Genomic DNA, 12,692 nt, shown 5'->3' on the forward strand with positions numbered 1-12,692 from the left:
GACAAATGGCTGAATTTAAGAATTCCGGAGAGGAAATGAAGAATTTCAAGGGCGTTTGGGTATTCTGTGAGCAGCGTCAGGGCGAGCTTCAGAGCACTGTTCTTGAACTGGTATCGGAAGGCCGCAAGCTGGCAGATGACCTGGGCGTAGAGCTGGCAGGCCTGCTGCTGGGCGACAATGTAGAAGGCCTGGCAAAGGAAATCGGCGCATATGGCGCAGACAAGGTAATCCTGTGCGACGATCCGTCCCTGAAGGATTACACGACCGACGCATATGCAGATGTTATCTGTGATGTAGTCATGGAGAAGAAGCCGGAAATCGTACTGATCGGCGCAACCAACATCGGCCGTGACCTGGGTCCGCGCTGCGCAGCTCGCCTGCACACCGGTCTGACCGCAGACTGCACGCATCTGGATGTTGACACCAACAAGTATGTAGAGTTCCTGAAGGCAAACTCCACGCTGGACGTAGATCAGATGGTAGCAGCAGGCCGCATCAAGATGGACGACCGCAACCTGAAGATGACCCGCCCGGCATTCGGCGGCCATCTGATGGCAACCATCATCTGCCCGCGTTTCCGTCCGCAGATGTCTACCGTTCGTCCGGGCGTTCTGAAGAAGGGCGAGTACGACGAAGCAAAGGCAAATGCAGTTGTCGTAGAGAAGGTAGCTGTCAAGACCGGCGACATCAAGACGCAGGTAGTTGAAGTTGTCAAGGAAGCAAAGCAGCTGGTAGATCTGATCGGCGCAGACGTAGTTGTATCTGTCGGCCGTGGTATCTCCAAGGACGTCGAGAAGGGCATCAAGCTGGCAGAAGAGCTGGCAGAAGTTCTGGGCGGCGTAGTTGGCGGCTCCCGTGTAGCAATCGACAGCGGCTGGCTGACTGCCGACCATCAGGTAGGCCAGACCGGTAAGACCGTACATCCGAAGCTGTACATCGCACTGGGTATCTCCGGTGCAATCCAGCACAAGGCTGGTATGCAGGATTCCGAGTGCATCATCGCGGTCAACAAGACCGAAGGCGCTCCGATCTTCGACGTAGCGGATTACGGCATCTGCGGCGACCTGTTCAAGGTTGTACCGATGATGATCGAGACCATCAAGGCTGCAAAGGCTGCGAAGTAAGTCTCCCGCTTTTCCCCGCTTTTCTTTACAGAAAGAAAAGCTTGGCAAAAGAAATGTCCGGCTCGCTCCCGCGAGCGCAAACAGCCAGACAAACAGGTCTGTCTGTTTGCCCCGTTGACACGAAAAGCCATTCCATCCCCCGGCGGATTTCCGCCGGGGGATTTTTTCGCGCTTTTGCAAGTGATTGGCGCGTTCAAAAGGGGCGCTTCTTGATTTGCATAGACCGGGGTTTCCCGCAAAGGGGGGAATTTTGTGTGTGCACGTGGTTTTTCAAGGGCTGCCCGTTGCAGACCATCCGCTCCCGCTTATGCGAACCGCACACGCCGAACACCTATACGTCAGACGACCCCGACAAAAGCAGGCGAAAAAATCTGTAAATGTTTTTTTCGCAAACAGAGGCATGGAAGAAAATTGAAAATCCGTAGTTTGGCAATGGAATGGACGGAAAAACCCCTGTTTTTTTCAGAAAAGTTGTGTTTTGGGTGATTTCTTGTTAAATCCAAATAAACTTATGGTGCAAGTTGAAGCAAAAGAAAAATTATTGCACAACTTTTGTAAATATGATATACTACTTTTAATAAGATATATGTTAACTTTTTAGTTTCTTTGGGTGTTATTCAAACATACTATAGTGAAATTGGAGGAATATAACATGGACTTCAACTTGACCAAAGAGCAAGAACTGATTCGGAAGTCTCTTCGTGAGTTCACCGAAGCAGAAGTCGCGCCGATCGCTGCGGAGACTGACCGCCTTGAGCAGTATCCGGCTGACACCATCGACCAGCTGTTCCGTTACGGTGTAATGGGCATGTGCGTACCGAAGGAGTACGGCGGACCTGGTGCTGACGACATCTCTGCTGCTATCGTAGTAGAAGAGCTGTCCAAGCAGTGCGCTTCCACCGGCGACATCGTTGCTACTCACAACGGCCTGTGCTGCGGCCCGATCATCAACTTCGGTACCGAGGAGCAGAAGAAGAAGTACCTGCCGATGCTGTGCAACGGTAAGGTAGGCGCATTCGCTCTGACCGAGCCGAACGCCGGTTCCGATGCATCCAAGGGCACCACCGTTTGCGAAGACGCTGGCGACCACTGGGTAATGAACGGTTCCAAGATCTTCATCACCAACGGCTATGTTGCTGACATTTTTGTTGTATTTGCTATGACTGACCCGTCCAAGGGCACCAAGGGCATCTCTGCATTCATCGTAGAGAAGGATTTCCCGGGCTTCTCTGTTGGCCGTCATGAGGAAAAGCTGGGCCTGCATGGTTCCCCGACGTCTGAAATCGTATTTGAGGACTGCATCATCCCGAAGGAAAACCTGCTCGGCAAGCTGGGCAAGGGCTTCAACATTGCTATGAACACCCTCGACGGCGGCCGTATCGGCATCGCTGCACAGGCTCTGGGCATTGCAGAGGGCGCTATGAACGAGGCGGTTGAGTACACCAAGGGCCGTGTTCAGTTCGGCAGACCGATTTCCAAGTTCCAGAACACCCAGTTCAAGTTCGCTGATATGGAAGTTGCAATCAATGCAGCTCGCCTGCTGACCTACTCCGCAGCTGCTGCAAAGGGCGAAGGCAAGCGCTTCACTAAGGACGCTGCTATGGCTAAGCTGTTCGCTTCTGAGGCTGCTATGAAGATCACCACTGAGGCGGTTCAGCTGTTCGGCGGCTACGGCTACACCCGTGATTACCCGGTTGAGCGCATGATGCGTGACGCTAAGATCACCGAGATCTACGAGGGTACCTCTGAAATCCAGAGAGTTGTCATTTCGGGCAACGTACTCGGCAAGTAAGAATAGGGAGGATTACAGTATTATGAAAGTTATCGTATGCGTAAAGCAGGTTCCGGATACCTCTGGTAAGGTTGCTGTCAAGCCGGACGGCACCCTGGATCGCGCTTCTATGGCTGCTATCATCAACCCGGACGATAAGAACGCAATCGAAGCAGCTCTGACCCTGAAGGATCAGACCGGCTGCAAGGTTATTGTTGTCACCATGGGTCCTCCCCCGGCAGAAGGCATGCTGCGTGAAATCCTGGCAATGGGCGCAGACGAGGCAGTTCTGGTATCCGGCCGTGAATTCGGCGGTTCCGACACCTTCGCTACCTCCCAGATCCTGGCAGCAGCAGTGAACAAGATCGGCGTAGAGTCCGATGACATCGTAATGTGCGGCCGTCAGGCAATCGACGGCGATACCGCACAGGTAGGCCCGCAGATCGCAGAGAAGCTGGGCATCCCGCAGATCACCTACGTTGCAGACCTGAAGGTAGAGGGCACCGAGGTAACCTGCAAGAGAATGCTGGAAGATGGCTACATGACCATCAAGACCCAGACCCCGTGCCTGCTGACCGCAATCAAGGAACTGAACACCCCGCGCTACATGAGCGTAGGCGGCATCTTCGATTGCTACAGCAAGCCGATGACCGTATTTGATTTCAACGCACTGAAGGATGATCCGCTGATTGAGCTGGACACCATCGGCCTGAAGGGTTCTCCGACGAACATCTTCGCTTCCTTTACGCCCCCGCAGAAGGGCCAGGGCGAAATGCTCGAAGGCGCTGACCAGAAGACTGTCGACGTACTGGTTGACAAGCTCCTTGCCAAGCACATCATCTAATTGAAAGGAGAAACGACAAATGGCTGAATTTAAGAATTCCGGAGAGGAAATGAAGAATTTCAAGGGCGTTTGGGTATTCTGTGAGCAGCGTCAGGGCGAGCTTCAGAGCACTGTTCTTGAACTGGTATCGGAAGGCCGCAAGCTGGCAGACGACCTGGGCGTAGAGCTGGCAGGCCTGCTGCTGGGCGACAATGTAGAAGGCCTGGCAAAGGAAATCGGCGCATATGGCGCAGACAAGGTAATCCTGTGCGACGATCCGTCCCTGAAGGATTACACGACCGACGCATATGCAGATGTTATCTGTGATGTAGTCATGGAGAAGAAGCCGGAAATCGTACTGATCGGCGCAACCAACATCGGCCGTGACCTGGGTCCGCGCTGCGCAGCTCGCCTGCACACCGGTCTGACCGCAGACTGCACGCATCTGGATGTTGACACCAACAAGTATGTAGAGTTCCTGAAGGCAAACTCCACGCTGGACGTAGATCAGATGGTAGCAGCAGGCCGCATCAAGATGGACGACCGCAACCTGAAGATGACCCGTCCGGCATTCGGCGGCCATCTGATGGCAACCATCATCTGCCCGCGTTTCCGTCCGCAGATGTCTACCGTTCGTCCGGGCGTTCTGAAGAAGGGCGAGTACGACGAAGCAAAGGCAAATGCAGTTGTCGTAGAGAAGGTAGCTGTCAAGACCGGCGACATCAAGACGCAGGTAGTTGAAGTTGTCAAGGAAGCAAAGCAGCTGGTAGATCTGATCGGCGCAGACGTAGTTGTATCTGTCGGCCGTGGTATCTCCAAGGACGTCGAGAAGGGCATCAAGCTGGCAGAAGAGCTGGCAGAAGTTCTGGGCGGCGTAGTTGGCGGCTCCCGTGTAGCAATCGACAGCGGCTGGCTGACTGCTGACCATCAGGTAGGCCAGACCGGTAAGACCGTACATCCGAAGCTGTACATCGCACTGGGTATCTCCGGTGCAATCCAGCACAAGGCTGGTATGCAGGATTCCGAGTGCATCATCGCGGTCAACAAGACCGAAGGCGCTCCGATCTTCGACGTAGCGGATTACGGCATCTGCGGCGACCTGTTCAAGGTTGTACCGATGATGATCGAGACCATCAAGGCTGCAAAGGCTGCGAAGTAAGTCTCCCGCTTTTCCCCGCTTTTCCCCGCTTTTCTTTACAGAAAGAAAAGCTTGGCAAAAGAAATGTCCGGCTCGCTCCCGCGAGCGCAAACAGCCAGACAAACAGGTCTGTCTGTTTGCCCCGTTGACACGAAAAGCCATTCCATCCCCCGGCGGATTTCCGCCGGGGGATTTTTTCGCGCTTTTGCAAGTGATTGGCGCGTTCAAAAGGGGCGCTTCTTGATTTGCATAGACCGGGGTTTCCCGCAAAGGGGGGAATTTGTTTGCGTTTGTCGGCTCAGGGGAATTCTGTTTGATTTATTCGGATTTTTCGCTGGTTTCCTGTTGCTCAGCCCGTTCCGCCTTGCGCTTATCTGCCGCGTCATGCAGCCAGGCGAGTGCGTCGTGCAGCGTGCCGATGGCATCGCACAGACCCAGATCAACTGCTTCCTGTGCGCCGAGTACCGTCCCGACATCGGTTGCAAGCTCGTCGGTTGCCATCATCCGTCGACTCAGCTCGTGCTCCTCGACAGAGGAATTGGCGACAATAAACCGCGTGATACGCGATTGGATTTGACGGAAATATTCATAGGTCTGCGGTGCGCCGATGACCGTCCCGCTGATGCGCACCGGATGCAGCATCATGGACGCGGATGGTGCAATCAGGGTGCGCTGTGCTGCGACTGCCAGAGGAATGCCGATGGAATGTCCGCCGCCAAGCACAAGTGACAGCGTGGGCTTGTGCATTCCGGCAATCAGCTCGGCAATGGCGAGCCCGGCTTCCACATCGCCGCCTGCTGTGTTGAGCAGGATCAGCAGGCCGTCAATGTCATCGCTCTCCTCAATCGCCGCCAGCTGAGGCAGGACATGCTCATATTTTGTCGTTTTGGTGCTCTCCGGCGCTTCCTGATGCCCTTCAATCGTGCCGATGATGGTAATACAGTGCAGGTTGCCGCGCGCGGAATGCGTGGTTACTGCACCGGTATCCGGTTCTTTGTTGGTATCTGCTCTGGTTTCCGCCATGAAATACCCCTCCCATGTAAAATTTAATTCAAATTTTTCGTTTTTTTCCGGTTGACAAGTCTGTGTTATACGAATAGTTATCCACATTTCCACAGAGTTATCCCCAGATTTGTGTGAAAAGCGGTGGATAACCCTGTGCATTTGTGGATAACAGCGGATTTGTACACAAAATAGCGGGGCAGCTCTGAAAAAAATGGAGATTTCAGGGAAAAACCCCGGGGTTTTTCGCTCTTAAAATTATTGTCAAAATGACAGTGTACGGTGAGTAATCAAAAAATACACAAAAAATTGTGATAATCCGTGAAAATTCACCATGTTGTAATCAGCTTACAGGAATATTCTGCCCGCAGAACCGGAAGTTATACACAAGCATATGGAAGATTTTTGAAGAAATCTACCGGGTTTGTGCAAAAGCGGGGGAAACCTGTGCAAAACAGAGGGGAAGCAGACAGAAATTACCTGTGCCGCATGGATTTCCACGCCGTACATATACATGAGGTATGCAACGCCGGTGTTACCGGATTGTAGCTTGACACATAATATTATATGACATATAATATTAGATATAGAAGAACAGAGAGGTGAAACGCATGTCCTTCCCGATCTCATCCGGGCTGCTGGATGCCGTTGTGCTGTCCGTGCTGGAACAGGAGGACGCCTATGGCTACCGCATTACCAATCTGGTGCGCAGCCGGTTGGATATTTCCGAATCTACCCTGTATCCTGTGCTCCGGCGGCTGGAAAAGAATGATTTCCTGACGGTGTATGACCGTGCGATTGATGGGCGCAACCGCAGATATTATGCAATCACACCTGCTGGGCGCAAGCAGCTGGAGGATTACCGTCGGGACTGGCACGTGTATCGCAACGGGATTGAATCGCTGTTATTTTCCGGAGGTAGACAATGAATCGAAATGATTTTATTCTGCGTTTGGAACAGGCGCTCGCCGGCATGCCGGAGGAGGAACGCCGCCGCGCAGTCGAATATTATGAAAACTATTTGGATGAGGCAGGGCCGGAAAACGAAGCGGAGGTTCTTCATACGCTGGGCGCACCGGAAAAGGTTGCGGCAGATATCCTGCGGGAATTCCGTGATGTAGGCAATCCGGCAGATGCTGCACAAAATACCGAAAAAACCGGGCAAACAGGGACAGAAAGCTATGAGGCACGTGCCAAAAATCGTTTTCAGGAAATGGACAACGGACAGAAGGCACTTGCCCTCGTACTGGCGGCAGTAGCAGTGGTCTGTGTGTTTCCTGTCTGTGTCGGTGTGGTTGGCGGCGTCGGCGGTATCCTGATCGGGCTGGTCTGTGCGGTTGCCGCTGTGTTTCTCATTGTTCCGGCGCTCGATCTCGCCGCGTGGGGCTGTGCGATTGGCTTTGTCATTGCGGCAGGCTATACGGCAGCAGCCGGAACGGGAGCGGAACTGCTGCTGTTTCTCGGACTGGCACTGGTCAGCGCGGCATTCGGTATCCTGCTGTGGAAGCTGACGGCTTATCTGTTCCGCACGCTGTTTCCCGGCCTGCTGAACGGCATCGTCGGATTGTTCCGGCGAGTGTTCCATCGGAGCTGAAAGGGGCTGACTCTCATGAAGAAATCGACAATTGCTGCACTCGTTCTGCTGGCCGCCGGATTGGTCTGCTGTTTTGTGGCGGCGGGCATGGGCGTCCGGACAGCTCTTCTCGGAGCGGGAAGTTCTCTGCGCATGTTCCAGTATCAGGAAAAAGCAGAGGACAAACAGCTTCAGGTGAACAGCGTTGAGCGGCTCGAAATCGATCTCGACAGCGCCGAGCTGACCGTACAGGAAGGCGAGAGCTGGCAGCTGTCCGGTGGTAAAAGCACGACATGGAGGACAGAAGGCGACAAGCTGGTGATTGAACAGGAAAATGAACGCGGTTGGTGGTATAAAAACCACCCCGCACCGGTCACACTGACAGTGCCCTCGGACTGCCCCTTATACTCGCTTGATATTGACGTGGATGCAGGAAGTGCAGTCGTTTCCGGCATTGTGACAACGCGTGACATTACGTGCAGTGTGGACGCGGGAAGCGTGACCATGCGGGATATTGACACACAGCAGCTGGAAGCAGAGGTCAACGCCGGAGCAATAGATATTTCCGCGTGCGTTCGCGGTATCGGCGCGAGCGGCGCACCGGTACAGCTGAGCTGTGATGCGGGAGAAATCATCTTGAAGCTGGCGGAAGGCTCATGCATCGGGCGCGTGTCCGGTGAAGTGGATATGGGCGATCTTACGATTTCGGTGAACGGTGAACGCGTGCTGACACGCGACGCGGGGATATCACATGAGTTGTCGTGCCGTATCCCGGGCACAACCGGTGATGGCCTGATGAAGCTCGACTGCAATATTGGCAGCATTGAAGTGTCTATTCAAGCATCAGCTGAAGCAGACGCGGCATAACACAGGGAGGATTTGATATGGAGAAAAAACTATACCGCATCGAACAGGGCAAAATGCTGTGCGGCGTGTGCATGGGCATTGCCGATTATCTGAACATGGATGTCACAGTGATCCGCCTGATTCTGGCAGCACTGACGGTATGCAGCGCGGGAACTGGCATTCTGCTGTATGCTGTAACAGCAATTATTATGCCGGTCAAACCGGTATAACGCACGAAATTAACGCGAAGCCCTTGTCACATGCGCAGGGATTTGCTACAATAACAATAGACTGGAATGCGGGTGTCGGCTTCTGTCGGCACCTGTTTCCGTATCCGAAACAACAACAGCAAAGGGCGAAAAAACTGACCCTCCCTGCACTGAAAAAAAGGAGATTATCATTTCAATGACCAACCCGATTGTCACCATTACGATGGAAGACGGCGGCGAGATACAGATTGAGCTGTTCGCCGAGACCGCACCGAACACCGTACGCAATTTTGTCAGCCTGGTATCCAAGGGCTTCTATGACGGCACGACGTTCCATCGCGTTATTCCCGGCTTTATGATTCAGGGCGGCGACCCGGAGGGCACCGGCATGGGCGGCCCGGGTTACTGCATTCGCGGTGAATTCGCAATGAACGGCTTTGACAACGACCTGAAGCACACGCGCGGCGTGCTGTCCATGGCGCGTGCCATGAACCCGGATTCCGCAGGTTCGCAGTTCTTCATTATGGTAGAGGATGCACCGCATCTGGACGGACAGTATGCATCGTTCGGCCGCGTCATTACGGGCATGGATGTCTGTGACCGCATTGTTTCCGCACGCAGGAACTTCAATGACAAGCCGCTCAAGCCGCAGCGCATGAAGAGCGTAACGGTTGAAACCTTCGGCGAAACCTTTGACGAGCCGGAAAAAGCCTGAGCTGAAAGACCGCGCCGTGCGCGGTCTTTTCTTTTTTCGACAGAGCTTTGAAGTTATAAAACGGTGCGCACCAGAGACTCTCTCATGGGGGGCGCCTTTGGAATGTGTGAGCATAATACCAGCCCTCGTTGGGGCAACTGCCGGACCGTCCGTCCGGCATGTTCGCGGCGCGCGGGAGCGCGGTAGACGTTTCTTTTGCCAAGCTTTTCTTTTTGCAAAGAAAAGCGGAGGGGGGCAGTTAATATAGCTCGCAATACCGGCCCTCGTTGGGGCAACTGCCGGACCGTCCGTCCGGCATGTTCGCGGCGCGCGGGAGCGCGGCAGACGTTTCTTTTGCCAAGCTTTTCTTTTTGCAAAGAAAAGCGGAGAAGGAGGAAATCTATTTGGCAGATATCAGTATTTCCGGACTGAATAAATACTTTGGTGAAAATCAGATACTATACGACATCACATTTGATATTTTTCCGGGCGAAAAGGTAGCAATTGTCGGCCCGAACGGTGCAGGAAAAACCACGCTGTTCCGCGTTCTGACCGGTGAGCTGCCATATGAAAGCGGCACGATTTCCATTGCAAAGGATCGCACGGTCGGCATGATCGACCAGATTCCGGTGTATGAACCGGGCGATACCGTGGAGATGATCCTGCGCTCGGCATTCCATCGCATCGATGAGGTGCGTGAACGCATGAAGCAGCTGGAAGCGCGCATGGAACAAAACGATGATTCCAATCTGTTAAAGCAGTACGGCGCATTGCAGGCGGAATTTGAAGCCATGGGTGGCTATGCCCTCGATTTCGAGGTGGATAAGGTGTGCAATGGCTTGGAAATCCCGAAGGAAATGCGCGAAAAGCCATTTGATGTGCTGTCCGGCGGTGAAAAAACACGTGTCAATCTGGCACGAATTATTTTAGAGGACACCGACATTTTGCTGCTCGACGAGCCAACCAACCATCTCGATCTGGACGCCGTTGAATGGCTCGGCAATTTCCTGAATGACTATAAGGGTACGGTTGTGACCATCTCGCATGACCGTTATTTCCTTGACCAGTGCTGTGACCGTATCATTGAGCTGTTTGACGGGCATGCGGATTTTTATGCCGGTTCATACAGCTATTACGCCGAGGAGCGTAAGCTGCGCTTTGCCCAGCGCATGGCGGAGCATGAAAACCAGATGGAAGAACTCAAACGCTTGCAGGATCAGTCGCGTAAAATGCATCAGTGGGGCACGGAAAAAATGCATAAGCGCGCGTTTTCCATCGATAAACGCATTGCGCGCATGACAGTTGCTGACCGCCCGAAGCAGCAGAAAAAAATGTCCATGACCTTCGGCGATCCCAATTATGAAACAGAAAACGTGCTCAAGGTGCGCGGTATCAATAAGAGCTTTGACGGCAGACAGGTTCTGCACAATATTACATTCAACGTGCGCAATGGCGAACGCATCGCCATTCTGGGCGATAACGGCACGGGAAAAACAACCCTGCTCAATATTATTCTGGGGCTGGAAGAAGCCGACAGCGGCACAATCAAAAAAGGCGACGGGTTGAAGCCCGCCTATCTGCCACAGGTTGTACATTTTGAAAATGAAAACCGCACGTTGGTCGATACGCTGATTTATGAAAAAAATGTCACGCCGCAGACCGCACGCAATCGGCTGGGCCGCTTTCAGTTTTCCGGGGAAGATCAGCTTAAACCGGTGTCCAAGCTGTCCGGCGGCGAGAAAAGCCGCCTGCGCCTGTGCGAGCTGATGTATGACAAGCTCAATATGCTGGTACTCGATGAGCCGACCAACCATCTGGATATCCTGTCGCGCGAATGGATTGAGGAAGCTGTGGAGGGCTTCGCAGGCACACTGCTGTTTGTTTCGCATGACCGCTATTTTGTCTCGCGCTTTGCCAATCGCATTATCGTACTGATGGACGGTGAAATGATCGATTTCACCGGAAATTATGAGGAATATCTCGCATTCCGCGCGCGAAAAGCGGCGGAAAAGGCGGCAAGCGTACAACCTAAGCAGAAAAAGGAAAAGCCGAAGCCGAAGGGCGGCACCAAGCCGTTGGAAAAGAAAATTGCGAAGCTCGAACGCGAAATCTCCGATCTGGAGGAGAAGAGTGCTGCTATTGACGAACAAATGTCGGCGGCCGCCAGCGATCCGGGCAAGCTGATTGAGCTGTCCGAACAGAAGGATGAAATTGAAACAGAGCTGATGGAACGCATGGAGCAGTGGGAAGAGCTGTCCGCCCAGCTCGAAGAGATGCAGGAGAACACATAATGAAGCGGTTTTATCAGATATTGTGCATGATATGCGCAGTTCTGGCTGTCATTTGCATTCCGTTTCGCCCGCTGTGGTTTGGTCTGGCGTTTTTCACAACGCTGTGCGCCTGTACCGGTGTCATGTGGCTGTTCATTCGTGTGCGCGATACGCGCACAGGCAAATGGTCAGCTGTGGCAACTTGGTTCGTGCGTGCCGGAAATGTTGTGTTTGTGCTGTGGCTGATCTCGGTCGCCGCAGTCGAAGGATTGATTTTATCCGGCGCGCATACGGATGCGCAGGCATTGGAGGCGGATTGTGTGTTTGTGCTCGGCGGCGGCATCAAGGGCGACCAGCCGACCGAAACACTGCGCAATCGTCTTGCCGTTGCGCTCGATGTGATGGAGCAGAACCCGGATGTACAGATTATCGTATGCGGCGGGCAGGGGGATGACGAGGATTACACCGAAGCCTCCGTTATGTACAACTGGATGGTATCGCATGGCGCAGACCCCGAACGTGTTGCAAAGGAATCCAAATCACGCAATACCATTCAAAATATTGAAAATGCTTTGGAGCTGTGTGAAAAAAACGGCTGGAGCACGGACCGCGTCGCGGCGCTGTCGAGCGGGTTCCATCTGTTCCGCACACGGCGTATCATGGAAAACTGTGGATTGGAGTCGTGTGTGATCGCAGCGCCGTCCGGCAATCCGGCGATGCGTATATTGTTTTGTATCCGTGAGTATTTTTCCATTGTCAAGCTGGTTGTCAGCGGATACTGGTAAATCTGTCGATAAAGCGATTGGAGGGATTCATATGACAGGCTATTCTGTGCCCTGCGGCGTGCATGCCACAGACAACGACCATTTTAAGCTGGCAGAGCTGCGCGTATCGGATGCATATATTCCACAGTTTATCACAGGACTGCGCGCACTGCTGACAGGTGACATTGAGGTATTGCGCCTGTGCGATGCCAAACAGATGGCGGTCATCCGCGGCAGCGGTGGAACGACCTTCACACTGCTGTTTGAAAACGGCAGCAGCGCGTATCTGTGTGAGGAAAACCTCTATGAAATGGAGGGCTTTGCCCTTGCACGCATGTTTGAGAACAAAAAACCGGGCACCTGCCTGACCTTACAGCTAAACGGCGAGGACGATTTACAACTCAGCCTCGGCCTGTGGGTTGGAGATAAAAAGTATAATTAAAAATATATTATACAAAAAGTAAAATATTCTATATAG

13 protein-coding genes are annotated in these 12,692 nt (G+C 53.3%); 12 read left to right on the plus strand and 1 reads right to left on the minus strand.

The annotated features are described in order from the left end of the window. Positions 1 to 5 precede the first annotated feature (5 nt). From acrA (ACLM7Z_RS04390) to acrA (ACLM7Z_RS04405), 4 genes are all read left to right on the plus strand, one after another. Positions 6 to 1,124 (plus strand): acryloyl-CoA reductase electron transfer subunit beta, encoded by a 1,119-nt coding sequence (gene acrA, locus ACLM7Z_RS04390; RefSeq protein ID WP_087019552.1) that lies wholly within the window; start codon positions 6 to 8, stop codon positions 1,122 to 1,124. Between the two features lie 652 nt (positions 1,125 to 1,776). Next, positions 1,777 to 2,916 carry an acyl-CoA dehydrogenase gene (locus ACLM7Z_RS04395; protein ID WP_087019556.1) on the plus strand — a complete coding sequence of 380 codons (1,140 nt, stop codon included), beginning with the start codon at positions 1,777 to 1,779 and terminating at the stop codon, positions 2,914 to 2,916. 22 nt (positions 2,917 to 2,938) lie between these two features. Beyond that, complete coding sequence (gene acrB / locus ACLM7Z_RS04400) at positions 2,939 to 3,739, plus strand: acryloyl-CoA reductase electron transfer subunit gamma (RefSeq protein WP_087019554.1); 801 nt, start codon at positions 2,939 to 2,941, stop codon at positions 3,737 to 3,739. A gap of 19 nt (positions 3,740 to 3,758) precedes the next feature. Further along, on the plus strand, positions 3,759 to 4,877 hold the full coding sequence (gene acrA, locus ACLM7Z_RS04405; protein WP_087019552.1) for an acryloyl-CoA reductase electron transfer subunit beta: 1,119 nt from the start codon (positions 3,759 to 3,761) through the stop codon (positions 4,875 to 4,877). 297 nt (positions 4,878 to 5,174) lie between these two features. On the opposite strand, the gene ACLM7Z_RS04410 is transcribed toward acrA (ACLM7Z_RS04405), so the two are convergent. Further along, positions 5,175 to 5,879, minus strand: a complete 705-nt coding sequence (locus tag ACLM7Z_RS04410) for a ClpP family protease (protein ID WP_087019549.1) — start codon at positions 5,877 to 5,879, stop codon at positions 5,175 to 5,177. Positions 5,880 to 6,469: 590 nt separating this feature from the next. Between ACLM7Z_RS04410 and ACLM7Z_RS04415 the strand changes: the two genes are divergently transcribed. The 8 genes from ACLM7Z_RS04415 to ACLM7Z_RS04450 all read left to right on the plus strand — a co-directional run bounded on the left by ACLM7Z_RS04415 (position 6,470) and on the right by ACLM7Z_RS04450 (position 12,656). After that, a complete protein-coding gene (locus tag ACLM7Z_RS04415; protein WP_087019546.1) occupies positions 6,470 to 6,787 on the plus strand; it encodes a PadR family transcriptional regulator in 318 nt (105 codons plus the stop codon). Beyond that, positions 6,784 to 7,452 carry a DUF1700 domain-containing protein gene (locus tag ACLM7Z_RS04420; RefSeq protein ID WP_435645621.1) on the plus strand — a complete coding sequence of 223 codons (669 nt, stop codon included), beginning with the start codon at positions 6,784 to 6,786 and terminating at the stop codon, positions 7,450 to 7,452. Before ACLM7Z_RS04415 ends, ACLM7Z_RS04420 begins: the two co-directional genes overlap by 4 nt. A gap of 15 nt (positions 7,453 to 7,467) precedes the next feature. Further along, a complete protein-coding gene (locus ACLM7Z_RS04425) occupies positions 7,468 to 8,298 on the plus strand; it encodes a DUF4097 family beta strand repeat-containing protein (protein ID WP_435645622.1) in 831 nt (276 codons plus the stop codon). A gap of 17 nt (positions 8,299 to 8,315) precedes the next feature. Continuing rightward, positions 8,316 to 8,507 (plus strand): PspC domain-containing protein, encoded by a 192-nt coding sequence (locus tag ACLM7Z_RS04430; protein ID WP_087019538.1) that lies wholly within the window; start codon positions 8,316 to 8,318, stop codon positions 8,505 to 8,507. Between the two features lie 175 nt (positions 8,508 to 8,682). Continuing rightward, positions 8,683 to 9,201 carry a peptidylprolyl isomerase gene (locus tag ACLM7Z_RS04435; protein WP_087019535.1) on the plus strand — a complete coding sequence of 173 codons (519 nt, stop codon included), beginning with the start codon at positions 8,683 to 8,685 and terminating at the stop codon, positions 9,199 to 9,201. Positions 9,202 to 9,584: 383 nt separating this feature from the next. Beyond that, positions 9,585 to 11,471, plus strand: coding sequence for an ABC-F family ATP-binding cassette domain-containing protein (locus ACLM7Z_RS04440; protein WP_435645623.1), 1,887 nt, complete (start codon positions 9,585 to 9,587; stop codon positions 11,469 to 11,471). Further along, complete coding sequence (locus tag ACLM7Z_RS04445) at positions 11,471 to 12,235, plus strand: YdcF family protein (protein ID WP_087019532.1); 765 nt, start codon at positions 11,471 to 11,473, stop codon at positions 12,233 to 12,235. Before ACLM7Z_RS04440 ends, ACLM7Z_RS04445 begins: the two co-directional genes overlap by 1 nt. Positions 12,236 to 12,266: 31 nt before the next feature. Then, a complete protein-coding gene (locus tag ACLM7Z_RS04450; protein ID WP_087019529.1) occupies positions 12,267 to 12,656 on the plus strand; it encodes a hypothetical protein in 390 nt (129 codons plus the stop codon). Positions 12,657 to 12,692 lie beyond the last annotated feature (36 nt).

It is taken from the genome of Butyricicoccus porcorum, from assembly GCF_051246315.1.
In the GTDB taxonomy this organism is placed as follows: Bacteria; Bacillota; Clostridia; order Oscillospirales; family Butyricicoccaceae; genus Butyricicoccus_A; species Butyricicoccus_A porcorum.

Coding starts and splice junctions, on each gene's coding strand:
- ACLM7Z_RS04425 (WP_435645622.1), top strand. CDS start 7,468: ATGAAGAAATCGACAATTGCTGCACTCGTTCTGCTGGCCGCCGGATTG.
- acrB (WP_087019554.1), top strand. CDS start 2,939: ATGAAAGTTATCGTATGCGTAAAGCAGGTTCCGGATACCTCTGGTAAG.
- ACLM7Z_RS04435 (WP_087019535.1), top strand. CDS start 8,683: ATGACCAACCCGATTGTCACCATTACGATGGAAGACGGCGGCGAGATA.
- ACLM7Z_RS04445 (WP_087019532.1), top strand. CDS start 11,471: ATGAAGCGGTTTTATCAGATATTGTGCATGATATGCGCAGTTCTGGCT.
- ACLM7Z_RS04430 (WP_087019538.1), top strand. CDS start 8,316: ATGGAGAAAAAACTATACCGCATCGAACAGGGCAAAATGCTGTGCGGC.
- ACLM7Z_RS04415 (WP_087019546.1), top strand. CDS start 6,470: ATGTCCTTCCCGATCTCATCCGGGCTGCTGGATGCCGTTGTGCTGTCC.
- acrA (WP_087019552.1), top strand. CDS start 6: ATGGCTGAATTTAAGAATTCCGGAGAGGAAATGAAGAATTTCAAGGGC.
- ACLM7Z_RS04420 (WP_435645621.1), top strand. CDS start 6,784: ATGAATCGAAATGATTTTATTCTGCGTTTGGAACAGGCGCTCGCCGGC.
- acrA (WP_087019552.1), top strand. CDS start 3,759: ATGGCTGAATTTAAGAATTCCGGAGAGGAAATGAAGAATTTCAAGGGC.
- ACLM7Z_RS04410 (WP_087019549.1), bottom strand. CDS start 5,879: ATGGCGGAAACCAGAGCAGATACCAACAAAGAACCGGATACCGGTGCA.
- ACLM7Z_RS04395 (WP_087019556.1), top strand. CDS start 1,777: ATGGACTTCAACTTGACCAAAGAGCAAGAACTGATTCGGAAGTCTCTT.
- ACLM7Z_RS04450 (WP_087019529.1), top strand. CDS start 12,267: ATGACAGGCTATTCTGTGCCCTGCGGCGTGCATGCCACAGACAACGAC.